General features: G+C 64.0%; 14 protein-coding genes and 2 pseudogenes. 12 read left to right on the plus strand and 4 right to left on the minus strand.

Annotation, left to right across the window (positions count from 1 at the left end):
* Positions 1 to 101: pseudogene (locus WA904_RS17435) on the plus strand (IS1595 family transposase); the annotation flags it as partial.
* Between the two features lie 106 nt (positions 102 to 207).
* On the opposite strand, the gene WA904_RS17440 reads toward WA904_RS17435, so the two are convergent.
* Together WA904_RS17440 and WA904_RS17445 are read right to left on the minus strand one after the other, a co-directional pair.
* Entirely contained in the window at positions 208 to 2,100 is a 1,893-nt protein-coding gene (locus tag WA904_RS17440) for a protein kinase domain-containing protein (protein WP_425198393.1), read from the minus strand.
* Positions 2,101 to 2,394: 294 nt separating this feature from the next.
* Positions 2,395 to 3,687, minus strand: a complete 1,293-nt coding sequence (locus WA904_RS17445; protein WP_425198394.1) for a type IV pili methyl-accepting chemotaxis transducer N-terminal domain-containing protein — start codon at positions 3,685 to 3,687, stop codon at positions 2,395 to 2,397.
* 430 nt (positions 3,688 to 4,117) lie between these two features.
* On the opposite strand from WA904_RS17445, the gene nirB reads away from it, so the two are divergent.
* From nirB to WA904_RS17490, 9 genes are all read left to right on the plus strand, one after another.
* Positions 4,118 to 6,565, plus strand: a complete 2,448-nt coding sequence (nirB, locus tag WA904_RS17450; protein ID WP_425198395.1) for a nitrite reductase large subunit NirB — start codon at positions 4,118 to 4,120, stop codon at positions 6,563 to 6,565.
* A gap of 2 nt (positions 6,566 to 6,567) precedes the next feature.
* The gene (nirD, locus tag WA904_RS17455) at positions 6,568 to 6,990 is read left to right on the plus strand and encodes a nitrite reductase small subunit NirD (protein WP_425198396.1); all 423 of its coding nucleotides are present in this window, start codon (positions 6,568 to 6,570) and stop codon (positions 6,988 to 6,990) included.
* 103 nt (positions 6,991 to 7,093) lie between these two features.
* Positions 7,094 to 9,991 carry a molybdopterin-dependent oxidoreductase gene (locus tag WA904_RS17460; protein ID WP_425198405.1) on the plus strand — a complete coding sequence of 966 codons (2,898 nt, stop codon included), beginning with the start codon at positions 7,094 to 7,096 and terminating at the stop codon, positions 9,989 to 9,991.
* A gap of 54 nt (positions 9,992 to 10,045) precedes the next feature.
* Positions 10,046 to 10,951: a DNA-binding protein YbiB gene (gene ybiB / locus WA904_RS17465; RefSeq protein WP_425198397.1), complete on the plus strand. Its 906-nt coding sequence runs from the start codon at positions 10,046 to 10,048 to the stop codon at positions 10,949 to 10,951.
* Positions 10,948 to 11,739, plus strand: a complete 792-nt coding sequence (gene cobA, locus WA904_RS17470) for a uroporphyrinogen-III C-methyltransferase (RefSeq protein ID WP_425198398.1) — start codon at positions 10,948 to 10,950, stop codon at positions 11,737 to 11,739. Before ybiB ends, cobA begins: the two co-directional genes overlap by 4 nt.
* A 161-nt stretch (positions 11,740 to 11,900) precedes the next feature.
* On the plus strand, positions 11,901 to 13,025 hold the full coding sequence (locus WA904_RS17475; protein WP_425198399.1) for a sterol desaturase family protein: 1,125 nt from the start codon (positions 11,901 to 11,903) through the stop codon (positions 13,023 to 13,025).
* A 135-nt stretch (positions 13,026 to 13,160) separates the two neighbouring features.
* Positions 13,161 to 14,411: an NAD(P)/FAD-dependent oxidoreductase gene (locus tag WA904_RS17480; protein WP_425198400.1), complete on the plus strand. Its 1,251-nt coding sequence runs from the start codon at positions 13,161 to 13,163 to the stop codon at positions 14,409 to 14,411.
* A gap of 205 nt (positions 14,412 to 14,616) precedes the next feature.
* A complete protein-coding gene (gene rpsU, locus WA904_RS17485; protein WP_007872347.1) occupies positions 14,617 to 14,829 on the plus strand; it encodes a 30S ribosomal protein S21 in 213 nt (70 codons plus the stop codon).
* Between the two features lie 107 nt (positions 14,830 to 14,936).
* Positions 14,937 to 15,383 (plus strand): GatB/YqeY domain-containing protein, encoded by a 447-nt coding sequence (locus WA904_RS17490; RefSeq protein ID WP_425198401.1) that lies wholly within the window; start codon positions 14,937 to 14,939, stop codon positions 15,381 to 15,383.
* Positions 15,384 to 15,581: 198 nt separating this feature from the next.
* On the opposite strand, the gene pmbA is transcribed toward WA904_RS17490, so the two are convergent.
* Positions 15,582 to 16,994, minus strand: a complete 1,413-nt coding sequence (gene pmbA, locus WA904_RS17495; protein ID WP_425198402.1) for a metalloprotease PmbA — start codon at positions 16,992 to 16,994, stop codon at positions 15,582 to 15,584.
* Positions 16,995 to 17,018: 24 nt separating this feature from the next.
* On the opposite strand from pmbA, the gene yjgA reads away from it, so the two are divergent.
* Both yjgA and mog read left to right on the plus strand, forming a co-directional pair.
* Positions 17,019 to 17,606 (plus strand): ribosome biogenesis factor YjgA, encoded by a 588-nt coding sequence (gene yjgA, locus WA904_RS17500; RefSeq protein WP_425198403.1) that lies wholly within the window; start codon positions 17,019 to 17,021, stop codon positions 17,604 to 17,606.
* A gap of 2 nt (positions 17,607 to 17,608) precedes the next feature.
* Positions 17,609 to 18,199, plus strand: coding sequence for a molybdopterin adenylyltransferase (mog, locus tag WA904_RS17505; protein WP_425198404.1), 591 nt, complete (start codon positions 17,609 to 17,611; stop codon positions 18,197 to 18,199).
* Positions 18,200 to 18,308: 109 nt separating this feature from the next.
* On the opposite strand, the pseudogene WA904_RS17510 reads toward mog, so the two are convergent.
* Positions 18,309 to 18,991 (minus strand): annotated as a pseudogene (locus WA904_RS17510) (DUF349 domain-containing protein); the annotation flags it as partial.

Below are 18,991 nucleotides of genomic sequence, written 5' to 3' on the forward strand. Positions count from 1 at the left end.
CGTTCTACCTGCATTTGAAGGAAACCGAGTTCAGATTCAACCACCGTCACTCAAGCCTCTACCAAGCGCTGTTATCCTTGCTACGAAGCAATCCTCTTTAACAAACTTTGCTTCCTAAGCCCCTAAATCAATAGCCGCCTGCGCCCGTCCAGAAAGGGCGGAGGGCCTGAAACGCCTGTAAATTCCGGGGCAACCGCCCTCTCACTGCTACCGCGGCAAAAACAGCAGCCAGTACACCAGCAGGCCGTTGAGCAGCACGGACAGCGCCAGGGCTATCTTCCAAAGGGCAGCCGGATCGCGCTGGATCAGCGGCGTTGCGGGCAGTGCCGACAGGGTCCGCGAAGCGCCGCGCTCGAGGGCCAGCAGGAACTCTTCCGCCGTTTCGAAACGCTGGCGCTTGTCACGCGCCACGGCCTTGAGCACCACATGGTCCAGCCAGATCGGCACTTCAGGGTTGTGGCGGCTGGGCGGCGTCGGGTCCCGGTAATAACGCCCGGCCTGGTACGGCAGGACTTCGCCGTAGGGCAGCTTGCCGGTCAGCAACTGGTACAGCGTGACACCCAGGGCGAACAGGTCGCTCTGCGCGTCGGGCAGCTCTTCGGGCCCGTCCTTGCCGGCCGCCGAGGCTTTGCTGCTGAAGCCCCACTGCTCGGGATTGATGTAGCTGGGCGTGCCCGCATGCAGCTTGCGCATGGCCTCGGGCTCACGTCCGGTCAGTGCCACTCCCAGGTCGAGCAGGCGCAGCACGCCGTCTTCGCCCTGGTGCAGGTTGGCCGGTTTGACGTCGCGGTGGATCACATGCTGGCGGTGCAGCAGACCCAGCGCCGTGGCAGCCTGCGTTGCCAAGGCCAGCACCTGCGGCAGGCTGAAACGGTGCTTGCGGTCCAGCATCTGCTGCAGGGTTTCGCCGGCATGCCAGTCGTACAGCAAGTAAAAAGCGCCGGGCTCGCCACCGCCGGGCAAGCGGTCGTGGATGTGGACGAGGTGGCCGGCAACGCGGGAGGACCGCATGCGTTTGGCCAGCCAGGCCTCATGCGCCAGCATGGCGCGTTCCTGCGGGTCGTGGGCGCGCGCCGGGTGCAGGGTTTTCAGGGCATAAAGTTTGCCAGGTGCGGCACGCGTGGGAGGGCCCTCCTTGTCAGCCGGGGCCGCGGAACCGGCTTCGCCGGGCCGCAGGCGCAGCGCCCCCCCGGGGGGCAGCGCAGCACACGCAGCGGCAAGTGTGGGGGCCGTATATCTGACCTGATAGAGGACGTTGATGCCATTGTCGGCCACCGGTGCGGTCACCGTCAGGCCGTCCAGGCTGTCGCCTATCCTGAGCCGGGCCGGCACGGGCAGCATCAGCGCCCGCCGGTTTTCGTCCTGGAGGGTGGCGTCCATCAAACCGAGCACGCGCACCACCAGGGCCGTGGCGTTGTCCTGCGTGCCCGCCGCCATGGCCGCATCCACCATCTGCTGACTGATGCGCTGCGCATGGTCGGCGGCCTGCCCGGCCGGCACGGCTGCGCCGGCCAGTCCCTGCAGCTTTTTGTCGGCTACCGCGTTGTGCACGCCGTCTGACAGCAGCACAAACACGTCGCCCACCTGCAAATCGCCCTGGTCATAGTCCATCACCAGGCGGTCCTCCGCGCCCACGCAGCGCAGCAGCTGGTGCCGGAAATCCGGGTGGTCCATGACATGGTCGGTGGTGAGCTGGGTCATGCGCCCTTCTCGCAACAGGTAGGCGCGGGTGTCGCCCACATGCGCCAGCGCGTACGACTGGCCACGCAACACCAGGGCGGTCAGTGTGGTCAGGCCGAGCGCAGGATGCCGGCGCCGGTTCAACCCTGCCAGCCAGGCGTTTTGCGCGCTGATGATGCGATCCAGCGCCACCGTGGTGTCCCAGGTTTCGGGCGTGCCGTAATAGTCGCGTACCAGGCTGGTGACGGTGGTTTGCGCAGCCTCCTTGCCCATGCCGCCGGTGCTCACGCCGTCGGCAATGGCGACGATGGAGCCCATGCTTTCCCCTCCGGGCTCCGGCAACATGGCCGCGCAAAAATCCTCGTTGATGTCCTTGCGCCCTGCAAGCGATGCGAAGCCGATATCTATGTCAAATGCCATGCACCAAAGCAAGCAATTTTTGCGCCCGAAAATGGTGCATCGCAACAATCATTCTGGATTCCTCAGTTGAACGCGTCCGAGTGGACCCTTGGCGGCGCGTCTGGCAAGGCGCGACAACGCGGCAGGCCACTGCCTGCAAGGCGGAGCAACGCAACCAGGCGCGGCGCCAAGGGCTCAATCGGGTGCGTAGAGCCAGCCGCCCAAATAGTGACGGTGTACGTGTGTGAAAGGTAAGTATTTCATCAGGCTTAGCCAGCGAATCGAAGCGGTCGACTGGGGAATCCAGGATCACGATCAACCCACCAGCATCTGCATGCTCCGCCCATAGTGCACGGACAGCTTCTCGAACACGTCGAGAAGCTCCTCGCTGGCAGTAGCCAGACGCGGCAGGCGCTCCGGGTCCTGCCGCCCCGCACCACTGGCGGGGGCCGTACTGGCCAGCATCTGGGCCCAGCAGACGGCGGCGGCATCCAGCGCGCCGCGGATTTCCCTGCTGGTCAGGGGAATCTCGTTCAGGTAGTGCAGCGCCGTCTCAAAAGCTGCGCGCGCCTCGGCCAGGCCCGCCGCGTCCGGCTGCATGGCGGCCTGCGCGCCCAGCATGTCGATCAGGGCATATTTCGCAAAACGCTGGCTCAGCATGCGCTGGCGGCCGGCCAGGTTGAGCACCTGCAGCGGCGGCATGGCGCCTGCGCTTTCCAGGCTGCTGGTCAGGCGTTCGGCCTCCTGCAGCAGTTGCTCGGCCAGGGCATCCATCTGCGCCATGTGGCTCGCCTGGGGCGCGCCCTGCAGCAGCGGCTTGAGTTGCGCCCAGGTACGCTGGACCTGCCCCAGCAGGTCGCCAAAGGTCGGCGGGGACAGGCTTTTGCCCAAGGCCGCCAGGTTGGCATCAATGCGGGCCACCGAATCCTTCAGCCGTTCCTGGACCTGGGCGAGCTGCACACCTGCCAGCTGCAGCAGCGCCAGCTTGACGAGCCTCTGCGACAACATGCGCAACTGGCCCGAACGGTTCACATCTTCCGCAAAACGGGCTGAATGGATGATGTGCTGCGAAACCTGACCCAGGCGCTGGTTGCTGTGCATGGATGCGGTGCGCAGCATCTGGAAGGCATCGTCATCGGACACCTCCCGGGCGCGCATCAGGATGCCCTTGGCCCGGTCCACCATCTTGCGTTCTTCGAAACGGCTGGAGATGTCGCGCATTTCGGCGCGCAGGGCCTGTTCGCGGCTGAACCGGGCCTGCGCCAGATGGATCAGCGGCCGCAGCCGCTGCCGGCCGTAACCATTGACCACATAGGCGTGAACGCCGGCTTCCGTGGCACGTGCAATCCTTCCTGCATCCGCGTCGGTGGTGAAAACAACCAGCGGCCGGGGCGAGGTGTCACCAACAACCTGCAGCGCCCTGAAAAGCGCTTCGCCGGGAAGCGGGTCATCACAAATCACCACATCAGGCTCCTGGCGCAACACCTCCTGCACCAGTTTGCTGCACCCGTGCACAACACCCAGCACCTCAATGCCAGCCGCTTCAAGATCGGCGGCAAGCGGATGGGGGCCGGCGGGGCCGTTCAGGATTACCAGTGCGGAGGTCATAAAAATCAGGTTTTTGAGAGGGGAAACTGCCTGCAGGGAACGCAAGTCGCGCGCCACGCTTCCGGCCGGGACGATAACACCCGCCCGTCCTCTTGATGATATGGCACAACTTTTGCGTAGTCATTCGCGGGCGTAACGAAGCGCCCAACCTTAGCGAAAGCACTGCGGGTTCTGCGCATAACGACGTGCGTATTGATGTGCCTCATACCGGCTACACAGCCGTGTCCCTGTTCGACAGGAGAGAGCATCATGGTTTCCATCTCAATTTTCAACAGCCGGCGAGCCGGCCTGCACACCCTTCATGGCCAAACGGCCCTGGCGCGCAGCAGCGTGTGTGGCCCGTTATTTTCCCCCGTCCAACCTGCGCTGCCGGCCTGTGGCCGTGGCATGGCGCTTGCGATGAACGCATCAATCAATCTGGAGTGACCCCATGAAAAAATCAAAACTCGTGATGGTCGGCAACGGCATGGCCGGCGTCCGTACCATCGAGGAATTGCTCAAGGTCGCGCCCGAGCTGTACGACATCTCGGTCTTCGGCGCCGAGCCGCACCCCAACTACAACCGAATATTGCTCAGCCCCGTACTGTCCGGTGAACAAACGCTCGACGAGATCGTGCTCAACAGCTGGGACTGGTACAAGGACAACCACATCACGCTGCACGCCGGCAAGAAGGTCGTTGAGGTGGACCGCATCAGGCGCATCGTGCGCGCCGAGGATGGCACCGAAGAGGAATACGACCGCTTGCTGATGTGCACCGGCTCCAATCCCTTCATCCTGCCAATCCCGGGCAAGGACCTGCAGGGCGTGATTGCCTACCGCGATATCGCCGACACCAACGCGATGATTGACGCGGCACAGAAATACAAAAAAGCCGTGGTCATTGGCGGCGGCCTGCTGGGCCTCGAAGCGGCCAACGGCCTGATGCTGCGCGGCATGGACGTCACCGTGGTCCATGTGATGCCCTGGCTGATGGAGCGCCAGCTCGACAGCGTCGCGGGCAAGCTGCTGCAGAAGTCACTGGAAGACCGCGGCCTGAAATTCATGATTGGCGCACAGACGCAGGAGCTGACCGGCAATGCAGAAGGCCGGGTCCAGTCCATCAAGTTCAAGGATGGGATCGAGCTGCCCACCGACCTGGTGGTCATGGCGGTCGGCATCCGGCCCAACACGCAGCTGGCCGAAAGCATGCGCCTGCTTTGCAACAAGGGCATTGTGGTCAATGACACCATGCAGACCGTGACGGACGCACGCATCTATTCAGTGGGCGAATGCGCAGCGCACCGCGGCATCGCCTACGGTCTGGTGGCACCACTGTTCGAACAGGCCAAGGTGGCGGCCAACCATCTGGCGCAATTCGGCATCGGCCGCTACACCGGCTCGCTGACTTCCACCAAGCTCAAGGTCACCGGCATCGACCTGTTTTCGGCTGGCGAATTCACCGGCGGTGAAGGGACGGAAGAAATTGTCATGAGCGACCCCTTCGGCGGCGTCTACAAGAAGCTGGTCATCAGGGATGACAAGCTGATCGGCGCCTGCCTGTATGGCGACACCGTCGACGGCAGCTATTACTTCAAGCTGCTGCGCGACGGCCGCAGCGTCGGGGACATCCGCGACAAGCTGATGTTCGGCGAGTCCAATATCGGCGATGCGGGCCACGAAGGCCACAACAAGGCCGCCGCCATGCCCGACGAAGCCGAGGTCTGCGGCTGCAATGGCGTAACCAAGGGCACGATCTGCAAGGCCATCAAGGAAAAAGGCCTGTTCACGCTGGACGAGGTGCGCAAACACACCAAGGCCAGCGCCTCCTGCGGCTCCTGCACCGGCCTGGTCGAACAGATCCTGATGGCCACCGCCGGCGGTGACTACTCGGCCACACCCAAACTCAAGGCCATGTGCGGCTGTACCGAGCACGGCCATCAGGCGGTGCGCGATGCGATCCGCGCCAACAAGCTGCTGAGCATCAGCGACGTGTACAAATTCATGGAGTGGCGCACACCCAACGGCTGCGCGAGCTGCCGCCCTGCCGTCAATTACTACCTGATCAGCACCTGGCCCAAGCAAGCCAAGGATGACCCGCAAAGCCGCTACATCAACGAGCGCAGCCACGCCAACATCCAGAAGGACGGCACATATTCCGTCATTCCCCGCATGTGGGGCGGCGAGACCACTGCCAGCGAGCTGCGCCGCATCGCCGATGCGGTGGACAAGTACAAGATCCCGACCGTCAAGGTCACCGGCGGCCAGCGTATCGATTTGCTGGGCGTAAAAAAGGAAGACCTGCAAAACGTCTGGAAAGACATTGGCATGCCTTCGGGCCACGCCTATGCCAAGGCGCTGCGCACGGTGAAAACCTGCGTCGGCAGCGAATGGTGCCGCATGGGCACGCAGGACAGCACGCAGATGGGCAAGGACCTGGAGCGCGCGATGTGGCGCATGTACGCGCCGCACAAGGTCAAGTTCGCGGTCAGCGGCTGTCCGCGCAACTGTGCCGAATCCGGCATCAAGGACGTGGGCATCATCGGCGTGGATTCGGGCTGGGAGATGTACATCGCCGGCAACGGCGGCATCAAGACCGAGGTGGCGCACTTCTTCACCAAGCTCAAGACCGCGGCCGAAGTGCTGGAATACACCGGCGCTTTCTGCGAGCTGTACCGCCAGGAAGGCTGGTACCTGGAACGCACCGTGCACTACGTGAACCGCGTAGGCCTGGACTACGTGAAGAAGAAAATTCTCGACGATCACGAAGGCCGCAAGGCCCTGTGGGAGCAACTCCAGTTTGCGCTCGATGGCGAACCCGACCCATGGTTCGATCTGAAGGAAGCCGCGGTCGATACGCGGCAGTTCACCAAGCTGGAAGCGGCAGGACAGGAGGCATGAAGATGAATGAATGGACCGTGATTTGCCGTGTTGACGACATCCCCGTGCTCGGCTCGCGCCGGGTGGCACGTCCGCGCGGCGTCGATGTCGCCGTGTTCCGCAACGCAGAAGACCAGGTGTTTGCGTTGCTGGACCGGTGTCCGCACAAGGGCGGCCCCCTGTCACAGGGCATTGTGTTCGGCACCAGCGTGGCCTGCCCGCTGCACAACTGGACCATCGGTCTGGCCGACGGCTGCGCCCAGGGCGCCGACGAAGGTTGTACGCCGAAGTTTGCGTGCAAGGTCGAGGCTGGCCAGGTCATGCTCAGCCCTGTTGAGCTGGCCACGCTGGCGCTGGACCTGGCCGCACCGCGTGCCGGCCCCTGCGCCTCCACCGGGGCGCTGGGCGACCAGACCTTTGACGTGCAGGCCCCGCACACTGCGTGATGACCCAGGAAACACGGTCCACCTGCCCGTATTGCGATCTGGTAGCGAGCGCTGCAGATCGCCTTGCGATGATCTGGAAACACCTTCGCAGGGGCAAAGCATGATGCGCGAAACGCGCTCGACTTGCCCCTACTGCGGTGTGGGCTGTGGTGTGATCATTGAGTCCAGCGCAGGCGAGATCACGGTTGTGCGCGGCGACCCGGAGCACCCGGCCAATTTCGGCCGGCTCTGCACCAAGGGTTCAACGCTGCACCTGACCGCATCGAGCGCCGTGACCCGGCAAACGCGCCTGCTGCATCCCATGCGGCGCGAACAGCGCGGCGGCCCGGCGCAGCGCATCAGCTGGGACAGCGCACTGGATATCGCCAGCGAGGGTTTTGCGAACATCATCCGGCAGCACGGTCCGGATTCCGTTGGTTTTTATATCTCGGGCCAGTTGTTGACCGAAGATTATTACGTCTTCAACAAGCTCGCCAAGGGCCTGATAGGCACCAACAACGTCGACACCAACTCGCGCCTGTGCATGAGCAGTGCGGTGGCCGGCTACAAGCAGACACTGGGCGCCGACGCACCGCCCAGTTGCTACGACGACGTGAACCACGCGCAGTGCATCTTCATTGTCGGCAGCAACACGGCCTACGCGCACCCGATTCTTTTTCGCCGCATTGAAGATGCCAAGGCTGCCAATCCGGCCATGAAAATCATCTTCTGCGACCCGCGCCGCACCGACACCGCGGGCATTGCCGATCTGTACCTGCCAATCCAGCCCGGCACCGATGTCTCGCTCTTCAACGGCATGCTGCACATCATGCTGTGGGAAGGCTGGACCCAGCCGGCTTATATCGCCGGACACACCAACGGTTTCGATGCATTGAAAACCACGGTGCGCGACTACACACCGGACCTGGTCGCCGACACCTGCGGCATCAAAAAGGAAGACCTGTTCACCGTTGCGAAGCTGTTTGCAACTTCTGCCGCGACGCTGAGCCTGTATTGCCAGGGCCTGAACCAGTCCAGCAGCGGCACCGCCAAAAACTCGGCGCTGATCAACCTGCACCTGGCCACCGCCCAGATCGGCAAGCCCGGTGCCGGGCCTTTCTCGCTGACCGGCCAACCCAATGCCATGGGCGGCCGCGAAGTCGGCGGGCTGGCCAATCTGCTGAGCGCGCACCGCGACCTGGCCAACCCGCAGCACCGCGCCGAAGTCGCCGCCTTGTGGGGCATTCCCTCGGTCCCGGACAAGCCCGGCAAGACGGCCGTGGAAATGTTCCAGGCCGCGGCCGACGGCGAGATCAAGGCCCTGTGGATCGCCTGCACCAACCCGGCCCAGTCCATGCCCGACCAGACCACCGTGCGCCGCGCGCTGGAGCGTGTCGAGCTGGTCGTGGTGCAGGAAGCATTTGCCACGCCCTCAACCTGCGACTATGCCGACCTGCTGCTGCCGGCCACCACCTGGGGCGAAAAAACCGGAACGGTGACCAATAGCGAACGGCGCATCAGTCGCGTGCTCCCGGCCGTGCCCGCGCCCGGGGAAACGCGGCACGACTGGTCCATCGCCATGGCTTTTGCGCAGCGGCTGGAAAAACTGTTGCCCCCGCAGAAGATCAGCTCGCTTTTCCCCTGGTCAACCCATGACGATATGGCCAGCGTGGAAGCCATCTGGAACGAGCACCGCGAATCGACACGCGGGCGCGACCTCGACATCACTGGCATGAGCTACGCCATGCTGGAAGCAGCACCGCAGCAGTGGCCACTCAGGGAAGGTGAGAGCACCGGCCAGGTGCGCCTGTATGAAGACGGCATTTTCCCGACCGAAGACGGCAAGGCCAGGTTCGTCAACACGGTCTACAAACCGGTCGCGGAACAACGCGAATCGCGTTATCCCTTCTCGCTGACCACCGGCCGCCTGCGCGACCAGTGGCACGGCATGAGCCGCACCGGCACGTTAGGGCGACTGTTCGGCCACGTCGCCGAACCATCCATCCAGATGAACGCCCAGGACATGGCGCGCCGCCTGCTCAAAGACGGCGACCTGGTCTACGTGACGTCCAAACGCGGCTCCATCGTGGTGCCGCTACAGGCTTCGCCTGAAGTAGCCGTCAGCCAGGCCTTCATGGCCATGCACTGGGGGGACGACTACCTGAGCGGGCTCTCGAGCAAGGGCGAGCGGCTGGCCGGCGTCAATGCGCTCACCACTTCCGCCTACTGCCCCAGCTCGAAACAGCCCGAACTCAAACACGCAGCGGTCAAGATTCTCAAGGCCGAATTGCCCTGGTCACTGCTGGCCATGGCCTGGCTACCGGAAGACCAGGCGCTGACGGCGCGCGAGCAGCTCAAACCCATGATGGCAAGCTTCACCTTCAGCAGCTGCGTACCTTTCTCCAACGAGGTTCCACTTGGAGAAGCCGGCCGCCAGCGTACCGGCGTGCTGTTTCGCGCCGCCGGTTTTGAAGCGCCGCCCGAAGGCCTGCTGCAAAAAATCGAAGACATTCTCGGCCTGGGCGGAGCCGATGCCTTGCGCTATGTGGACAGGAAAAAAGGCCAGCACCGCACGGCGCTGCTGGTGCGTAAGGGCGAGAACGCCGAGCTGGCCGGTTTTGTACTCGCCGGAGACGTCAGCGCCCAGGCCTGGATCAAAACCCTGCTGCAGGACGAACTGCCGGCGCAAAGTTACGGCCGGCTGTTGCTGCTGCCCGGCGCCAAGGCACCGGTGGCCCTGCAGTCGCGCGGCAAGCCCGTGTGCACTTGCTTCGGCGTGACCGATGCCGAGATCGGCACCTGCCTGGCAGACATCACTACGGCCGCCGGCGGCGCGGGTTACCTGGCCAGTGACGAGGAACGCCTGGCGGCGCTGCAGGGCAAACTCAAATGCGGCACCAACTGCGGCTCCTGCGTCCCCGAAATCAAGCGCATCATCCGGACCGCCACCGAAGCCCGGCACGCCACGGCGGGCAGCGTCCCCGGCGGACGCACCGTGATCCCGATCAGGGTTGTCGCCTGAACCTTGCCTTTAAGCTCATAACCAGAAGTTATCTGCCTTGACGGACAATCACGCATGCCTATTGCTCAATACATCAAGGTCATAGGCCGCGGCAAGGACGGCGCCAAGCCAATCACGCGTGAGCAGGCCTGCGACCTCTTCGGCCAGGTGCTGGACGGCACCGTGACCGACCTGGAGATAGGCGGCTTCTGCCTGGCCATGCGTATCAAGGGCGAAACACCCGAAGAGATGGCGGGTTTCCTGGATGCCACTTACCAGCGCATGCAGCGTTTTCCGGCCAGCGCCAAACCCGTCGTGGTGCTGCCCAGCTACAACGGCGCGCGCAAGCTGCCGGTGCTGACGCCCCTGCTGGCGCTGCTGCTGGCGCGCCACGGCCTGCCGGTGCTGGTGCACGGCACGGCCACCGAATCGAGCCGCATCTTTGCATCGGAAGTGCTCTCAGCCCTTGATATACATGCGCTGACAGCTATCAGAACAATAGCAGATGGCGAAGTCGTCTTTGCCGCCACCGAGCTGCTCTGCCCGGGCCTCAAGCGCCTGCTTGACGTGCGGCGCGCGGTTGGCCTGCGCAACCCGGCGCACAGCCTAGTCAAGATCATGAACCCCTGCCTGGGCAAGGCACTGGTGGTCAGCAGCTACACGCACCCCGAATACGCGATCTCCATGGGCAAGACCTTCGAGCTGATCGGCGCGAACGCCCTGTTGCTGCGCGGCACCGAGGGCGAGGTGGTAGCCGACGCGCGCCGCACACCGCAGATGGAAGCCTTCATTGCCGGCAAGCGTTCACTGCTGCAGGAAGCGCAGCCGGGCACCCTGGCCAGCGTGCCGGACCTGCCCAGGGAAATCGACAGCGCGAGCACGGCAGCCTATATCCGCGCGGTTCTTGCGGGTACCCACGCCGTGCCCGCATCGATTGCCCGTCAGGTGGAACATATCTTGCAAACCAGCTCACAACTATGATCAGCCGCCATACCTCCCTGAACCCGACCGGCCAGTGCACCCTCGTCGGCGCCGGCCCGGGCGACCCGGAGCTGCTCACGCTCAAGGCGCTCAAGGCCATCCAGGCCGCCACTGTGCTGCTGGTGGACGACCTCGTCAGCGACGATATCGTCGCCTATGCAAAACCCGGCGCGCGGATTGTCCATGTCGGCAAACGCGGCGGCTGCAAGTCCACGCCGCAGGAGTTTATCGAAAAAATGATGATCATGGCCGTGCGCGAAGGCGAGAACGTCGTGCGCCTCAAGGGCGGCGACCCCTTCATCTTCGGCCGCGGCGGTGAGGAAGTCGAACACCTGCGCGCTGCCGGCATCGAGGTCCAGGTCATCAACGGCATCACGGCCGGCCTGGCTGCAGTGACCTCGCTCGGCGTGCCGCTGACGCATCGCCAGCATGCGCATGGCGTGGTGTTCGTGACGGGCCACGCCAAGCCCGGCGATGCAGGCACCGACTGGCGCGCGCTGGCCGAAACCGCGTTCAAGGCCAAACTCACGCTGGTGATCTACATGGGTGTCAGCGGCGCCAGCCGTATCCAGGACGAACTCCTGGCCGGCCTGCCCGCCTCGACACCAGTGGCGGTGATCCAGAACGCTTCGATGCCGACGCAGCGCCACATCACCACCACGCTGGGCGGCCTGGCCAACGCGATTGACGCGTCCGGCATGGCCAGCCCTTCGGTCATCGTCGTAGGCGACGTGATCAGCGGCGTGGCGGCAGCAGCCGAATTTTCGGCGCAATCCCGCGTCGCCTGAGCCCGTAGCGCTTCTTGCGACGGCCGGCGCGCGGCGAAGGGCCGCTGATGGCGTTTTGTGCTTCGCGCAGGGCCTTTTGAGTCGCAACGCATCTTGCACAAACAGCATGAAGAGGCCCTACACTCCCGAGGTCAAAACAACAGCCACGGGGAGCGGGAGCCATGCTTGAAAAACTCAATGAACTGACGGAAAGCCATGGCGAGCTGCGCCGCGGTCGTGGCCTGGTCAGCGGCGTGATCGCGCTGAGCCTGGGCGTTTTGTGCTTTCTCGGGGTGCTGGCTTTTCACTTCCCCGAGTATCTGACCACGCCGCAGCTGCGCAAAAGCTACAATGTGGACACCATCCGCATGGTCATGTTCGCGGCGCTGGTGATTGCCGGCGGCATCTCGCTGGTCAACATCATCTTCAACCGTTCGCGCTGGCTCTCCGGCGCGGCCTTCCTGCTGGTGGCCGGCACCGCGCTGCTGGGCGGCCACAAGGTACCGGTGAACGACTTTGCCGACAACACGCCTTACATCGGCCTGGACTGGTTCATCCTGGACCTGCTGGGCTCTTCGCTGATTTTCATCTTCATCGAAAAGCTGTTTGCGCTGCGCAAGGACCAGCCGGTGTTTCGCGCCGAATGGCAGACCGACTTCCACCACTTCATCGTCAACCACATGATCGTCGGCTTCGTGCTGCTGGCCACCAACCTGATGGTGCACAAATTTTTCGGCTGGGCCGGCAACGAGGGCCTGCGCGGCTGGGTGGAAGGCCTGCCCTTCTGGGCCGGCGTGCTGCTGATCGTGCTGGTCGCCGACATGGTGCAGTACTGGACGCACCGCGCCTACCATGAGGTGCCGCTGCTGTGGCGCCTGCACGCCGTGCACCACAGCGCCAAAAGCATGGACTGGCTGGCCGGCTCGCGCCAGCACATCCTGGAGCTGCTGATCACCCGCACGCTGATCCTGGCGCCCATCTACATACTGGGCTTTTCCAAGGAAGTAATCGACGCCTACATCGTCATCGTCGGTTTCCAGGCGGTGTTCAACCATTCCAACGTCAGTGTGCGGCTGGGCCCGCTGCGTTATGTGATCGTCACGCCCAACTTCCACCACTGGCACCACAGCCAGGACCAGGAGGCGCTGGACCGCAACTACTCGGCGCACTTCGCCTTCATTGACTACCTGTTCGGCACGGCGGTCAAAAGCACACGGCTCTGGCCGGAACGTTATGGCGTGCTCGGTGACTATGTACCGAACGGATTTATCAGGCAGTTCAAGTTTCCTTTCACCTGGAAAGGCTAAATACTTGGCCCCCACGCTTTTCGCTTCGCGTAATGCGCTGCCCCCCGAGGGGGCCGCTGCGCCTGCGGCCCGGCGAAGCCGGTTCCGCGGCCCCTGCTGGCTGAAATTCGTGGAACGGCGAGCGGCGGTCTGAGCGTGCCCGCCCATTCGTTCGATGTGGTGGTGATAGGCGCAGGCGCCGCCGGGCTGTTTTGCGCCGGCATCGCGGGCCAGCGCGGCCTGAAGGTGCTGCTAGTGGACCACGGCGACAAAGTGGCCGAAAAAATCCGCATTTCCGGTGGTGGCCGCTGCAATTTCACCAACCGCGATGCGACGCCCGCCAACTTCCTGAGCGAGAACCCGCACTTCTGCCGCTCTGCCCTGTCACGCTACACGCCGCAGGACTTCATCGCCCTGCTGCAGCGCTACCAGATCCCTTTTCACGAAAAACACAAGGGCCAGCTGTTTTGCGACCGCTCGGCCGAGGACGTGATCAACCTGCTGCTGGCCGAATGTGTTGCCGGCGGCGTCACACGCTGGCAGCCTTGCAGCATCAAAAGCATCACTGACCCAATGACGGCGGGCGCGGGCAGCTATCAAATAGAGAGCGATCGCGGCCGCATCGAAGCACCGCAAGTCGTCATTGCCACAGGCGGGTTGTCGATTCCCAAGATAGGCGCGACCGACTTCGGCTACCGCATGGCCAGACAATTCGGCCTGCGCCTGGTCGAGCCACGGCCCGGACTGGTACCCCTGACCTTTGACGGCGAGGCCTGGGCACCTTATGCCCAGCTGGCGGGCCTGGCGCTGCCGGTGCTGATCGAAACCGGGGCGGCGGACGCCACACCGAAACAACGCAAAAAAGCGGTGGTGTTCGCCGAGGACCTGCTGTTCACCCACCGCGGCCTGAGCGGCCCGGCGGTGCTGCAGATCTCCAGCTTCTGGCGCGAAGGCCAGCCGGTGCGCATCAACCTCGCGCCCGGCGTGGACCTGTCCACCCTGCTATTGCGCGCCAAGGCCAGCTCGAAAAAGCTGATCGCCAACGAACTAGCCAGCCTGGTGCCCAGCCGCCTGGCCGACGCCTGGGTCAGCCGCGACCCGGCGTGGCAAAAACCCGTCAGCGAAGCCACCGACAAGGCCCTGACGACGCTGGCCGACCGGCTGACCGACTGGCAGTTGGTGCCCACCGGCACTGAAGGCTACAAAAAAGCCGAAGTCACGCTGGGCGGCATCGATACCCGGGATTTGTCGTCCCAGACCATGGAATCGAAGCAGCCCGGCCTGTATTTCATCGGGGAGATTGTGGACGTGACCGGCTGGCTCGGCGGTTACAACTTCCAGTGGGCTTGGGCCTCAGCCCATGCCTGCGCAGAAGCCTTGGCAGCAAAGAACCTCAACGGAGCCTGACCCTGATCCCGCCCCGTTTTAGCAAGGTGGGGCCGCGGGTCCGGCTTTGCCGGCCCGCAGGCGCAGCGGCCCCCTCGGGGGGCAGGAAGTTACACACAGTGAACGACCGTGGGGGTGCTATAATCTCAGGCTTTGCTAGCAAACCCGCGCCCGGCCTGATCCTGATCAGATCAACAAAGGCGTACCCTTTTGGATCAACTTATCAATGACGACCATTCGTGTAAAAGACAATGAGCCCTTCGACGTGGCTCTGCGCCGTTTCAAGCGCACCATCGAAAAACTCGGCCTGCTGACCGACCTGCGCGCCCGTGAGTTTTACGAGAAGCCCACCGCCGAGCGCAAGCGCAAGAAGGCGGCCGCCGTCAAGCGCAACTACAAGCGTATCCGCTCCATGCAGCTGCCCAAGAAACTGTACTGAACCCTGCAGTTCCGGCATTGCCTCACGGCAACCCCAAGCCCGCACGAGGACGCTCTGCGGGCTTTTGTACTTTTTGACCCTTCCATCCTGCATTCCTGGAGAACAGCATGTCCCTCAAAGACCAGATCACCGAAGACATGAAAACCGCCATGCGCGCCAAGGACAGCGAGCGCCTGGGCACCATCCGCCTGTTACTGGCTGCACTCAAGCAAAAAGAGGTCGATGAACGCGTGGTGCTCGACGATGCCGCCGTGGTTGCGATCGTCGACAAGCTGATCAAGCAGCGCAAGGACTCGCTGGAAGCCTTCCAGAAGGCCGAACGCAAGGACCTGGCCGACAAGGAAGCCGCCGAACTGGTGGTGCTACAGGCCTACCTGCCGGCCCGCCTGAGCGCGGAAGAAGTCGCTGCCGAGGTGAAAGCCATCGTGGCCGGACTCGGCGCCAGCGGCCCCGGTGACATGGGCAAGGTCATGGGCGCGGTGAAAGTCAAGCTCGCCGGCAAGGCCGACATGGGCCAGGTATCGGCGGCGGTCAAAGCGGCTCTGGCTGGTTAATTAAGCCCCCACGGTCGCTCACTGCGTGTAGCTTCCGAGGCCTTGCAGGCCGCCGCACGCCAGAGGCTTCGCTTCTGTCGCCTGTCCAAAGCTGCTCAAGCAGCTTTGGAGCCGCAGGCTCCAGCCCCTCGGTGCCGCTGCGCCTGCGGCCCGGCTAAGCCGGTTCCGCGGCCCCTGCTCGGCTTAAAACGTCCCCCGTCAGGACCCAGCGACCTTCATCCTGTTAATTAAAATCGAGCCCACGCTTTTCGCGCCGTAGTTGTAAACATCGGCGCCCACGGCCTGGATGCCCATCAGCATGTCCTTGAGGTTGCCGGCAATCGTGATTTCTTCGACCGGAAAGGCAATCTGCCCTTTCTCGACCCAGAAACCCGAGGCGCCGCGCGAATAGTCGCCCGTCACATAGTTCACGCCCTGGCCCATCAGTTCGGTCACGAAGAGGCCGGTGCCTAGCTTCTTGAGCATGGCGTCGAGGTCATCACCTGCGGCCGTCTGGCGGCTGCTCAGCACCAGGTTGTGCGAACCGCCGGCGTTGCCGGTGGTGCGCATGCCCAGCTTGCGCGCCGAGTAGGTGCTCAGGAAGTAGCCGCGCACAATGCCGGCTTCGACCACCTTGCGCGCGCGGGTTTTCACACCTTCCTCGTCAAACGGCGCACTGCCCTTGCCCTTGAGCAGGTGCGGGTCTTCGCTGATGTCGATGTGCGCCGGAAAAGCCGGCTTGCCCAGGCTGTTCAGCAGGAAGGTGCTTTTGCGGTACAGGGCACCGCCGCTGACGGCCTGCACAAAGCCGCCCAGCAGGCCGGCGGCCAGCGGCGACTCGAACAGCACCGGGCACTGCACTGTCTTGATCTTGCGGCTGTTCAGGCGTGCCAGCGCACGTTCCGCAGCGTAGCGGCCCACCGCCACGGGGCTGGCGAGTTCGCTGGCGTCCCGCATGGAGCTGTACCAGGCATCACGCTGCATCTGGCTGCCCTTGCCCGCGATCGGCGCCACCGAAATGCTGTGGCGCGAGCTGGCATATCCGCCGCGGAAACCGCGCGTGTGCGCGCTGAAAAAATGGCTTTGTTGGGCCGACACACCCGCGCCTTCGCTGTTGGTGATGCGTTTGCTGGTGCTCAGTGCTGCTTCTTCACATTCCAACGCCAGCCGGGCCGCGCCTTCCGAATCGATGGCCCAGGGGTGAAACAGGTCCAGTTCGGGGTGCACGCGCGCAATGTCGCGGTCGGCCGGCAGGCCGGAGGTCTTGTCTTCGGCGGTGAAACGCGCGATGTCATAGGCCGCCTTCACGGTCTGCTCGATTGCTGCTTTGGAAAAATCGCTGGTTGATGCGTTGCCGCGTTTCTGGCCCACATAGACCGTGATGCCGAGTGATTTGTCGCGGTTGCGTTCGACATTTTCAAGCTCACCCTTGCGCACGCTGACGCTCAGGCCGCAGCCTTCGGAAGCTTCGGCCGCCGCATCGGTGGCGCCTATTTTTTTGGCGTGCGCCAGGGCGCTGTCTACCAGTTCCTCGAAAAAATCACGGTGGTAGCTGAAGCCTTTTTCCGGTTGCGCTGGGGATCGGCCCGCCCGTTTGGGGCTGGAGGAAATCTTGGAGGTCTTGAGGGTCATAGGGTAGCTATGATACTGACTGCTATGAACAACAAGACTCCCAAGGCTATCAAGGGCTACTGGTCCCACGGCCGCTTCGTGAAACCCGAAGAAATTGCCGCAGAAGAAGTCGGCCCACCCAGCAAGACCCAGCTCAAAGCCGAAGCCGATGAAAAACAGGCCCTCGGTGAAGCCCTGCTCACGCTGCGCGCCGACCTGATGGCACGCCTGGACCTGCCTGAAAAACTCATTGACGCGATCACCCAGGCCAAAAAAATCACTAACTTCGAGGGCAAACGCCGCCAGATGCAGTTCATTGGCAAACTGATGCGCCCGCTGGACACCGAACCGATTCGCGCCGCGATTGATGAGCAGAAAAATGGCTCGGCGCAGCTCACGCTGGCGTTGCACCTGGCTGAACAGTGGCGCGACAAGCTGATCGCTTCCGACGATGCGCTCGGCGACTGGTTGGCCGAACACCCCGACACTGACGCGCAGCAGCTGCGCGCCCTGGTGCGCCAGGCGCGCAAGGATGCCAAACCCGAAAAACCGGGCGAGGCGCCGCGCCACGGCAAGTCCTACCGCGAAATTTTCCAGCTGGTGCGGGAAGCGCTGGCGCCGGAGGCCAACTGACCATGGCCCACGATGCAGTGAAGATCGGCATCGTCTCGGTCAGCGATCGGGCGTCCAGCGGCGTCTACGAAGACAAAGGCCTGCCCGCGCTGAAAGAGTGGCTGGGCCGCGCGCTGCGCAACCCGGTTGAATTTGCCGAGCGCCTGATACCCGATGAGCAGGCGCAGATCAGCGCCACGCTGATTGAACTGGTGGACGCCGGCTGCTCGCTGGTACTGACCACCGGCGGCACCGGCCCGGCGCTGCGCGACGTGACGCCCGAAGCGACGCTGGCAGTCGGCCACAAGGAAATGCCGGGCTTTGGCGAGCAGATGCGCCAGATCAGCCTGAAGTTCGTGCCGACGGCCATCCTGTCGCGCCAGGTCGCCGTGATCCGCGGCCAGGCCCTGATCCTGAACCTGCCGGGCCAGCCCAAGGCGATTGCCGAAACCCTCGAGGGCCTGAAAAACGCCGACGGTTCGCAGGCCGTCGCCGGCATTTTTGCCGCCGTGCCGTACTGCATCGACCTGATAGGCGGGCCTTACCTGGAAACCGACGACGCGGTCTGCAAGGCCTTCCGTCCCAAATCGGCGATCCGGGCAACATCCACCTGACCCTTCGCATCAAATCGGCGTTGGGCCCTTGTGGAACGGGCGCCGCAAGCTATCTATTTCATAACATCCCACCGGCGCCGCGACGGGCCCCGTCCCCGGGGCCGCCCGCTCAGCGCTTGAGCAAAGCCCTCAGCACATTCTGCAAACGCCGCGCGTGCGCCGCGTCATACGGCGTGGCCAGGACCTTGGCGGTGTCTTCGCCCCAGGTCTGTGCCGGTGCCGGGTCGTTGCGTTTGGTCAGCAGCACCAGCTGCAGCATGCGGCGCGCGCTCAGGTGCTCGGCCGGTGTCGGCAACTCGGCGGCGATTTCCAGGCGCAGCAGGGTTTCCAGCGCGTCCTTACCGGACGAACTGCCCAGCGCCTGCACCCAGCTGCTGCGCACGGCCGGCGTGACCTGCTTGCCGAGATCCTGCACGCTGGGCACCAGTGCCGGGTCGCGCTTTTCCCAGGCCGTCATCAGGTGGGTCAGCACTTCACCGTGCGCCTGCGCTGCGAGCTTTTTCAGCGCCAGCTGCGCGTGTTCAAAGGCTTCGCGCTGGGCGCGGAAAGCGGCATCACCCAGGCGCGGGCCGCGCTCCTCGTAAGCGGGGCGGCCGCGATCTTCACGTTCGGCGCGGTAGGGTTCGAACTTGTTGTCGGCCGGACGACCACCACGCCCGTCGGGCTTGCCGCCGGGCTTGCGGTCACCGAACTTGCCGCCGCGTCCTGCGGGTGCGGCTTCGGCCTTGCGCATACCGGGGCGGTCGTCGCCGCGCATGGCCACCACAGGCTTGGCGGGTTTCGGGGGCGGTG

The sequence above is a fragment of the Polaromonas sp. genome, from assembly GCF_049790275.1.
GTDB lineage: Bacteria > Pseudomonadota > Gammaproteobacteria > Burkholderiales > Burkholderiaceae_C > Polaromonas.

Bases quoted from the DNA above. Each gene is read 5' to 3' on its own strand.
- yjgA (WP_425198403.1), top strand. From the start codon at position 17,019: ATGAACAACAAGACTCCCAAGGCTATCAAGGGCTACTGGTCCCACGGC.
- WA904_RS17445 (WP_425198394.1), bottom strand. From the start codon at position 3,687: ATGACCTCCGCACTGGTAATCCTGAACGGCCCCGCCGGCCCCCATCCG.
- WA904_RS17475 (WP_425198399.1), top strand. From the start codon at position 11,901: ATGCTTGAAAAACTCAATGAACTGACGGAAAGCCATGGCGAGCTGCGC.
- mog (WP_425198404.1), top strand. From the start codon at position 17,609: ATGGCCCACGATGCAGTGAAGATCGGCATCGTCTCGGTCAGCGATCGG.
- ybiB (WP_425198397.1), top strand. From the start codon at position 10,046: ATGCCTATTGCTCAATACATCAAGGTCATAGGCCGCGGCAAGGACGGC.
- WA904_RS17460 (WP_425198405.1), top strand. From the start codon at position 7,094: ATGCGCGAAACGCGCTCGACTTGCCCCTACTGCGGTGTGGGCTGTGGT.
- pmbA (WP_425198402.1), bottom strand. From the start codon at position 16,994: ATGACCCTCAAGACCTCCAAGATTTCCTCCAGCCCCAAACGGGCGGGC.
- WA904_RS17440 (WP_425198393.1), bottom strand. From the start codon at position 2,100: ATGGCATTTGACATAGATATCGGCTTCGCATCGCTTGCAGGGCGCAAG.
- nirB (WP_425198395.1), top strand. From the start codon at position 4,118: ATGAAAAAATCAAAACTCGTGATGGTCGGCAACGGCATGGCCGGCGTC.
- rpsU (WP_007872347.1), top strand. From the start codon at position 14,617: ATGACGACCATTCGTGTAAAAGACAATGAGCCCTTCGACGTGGCTCTG.
- cobA (WP_425198398.1), top strand. From the start codon at position 10,948: ATGATCAGCCGCCATACCTCCCTGAACCCGACCGGCCAGTGCACCCTC.
- WA904_RS17490 (WP_425198401.1), top strand. From the start codon at position 14,937: ATGTCCCTCAAAGACCAGATCACCGAAGACATGAAAACCGCCATGCGC.
- nirD (WP_425198396.1), top strand. From the start codon at position 6,568: ATGAATGAATGGACCGTGATTTGCCGTGTTGACGACATCCCCGTGCTC.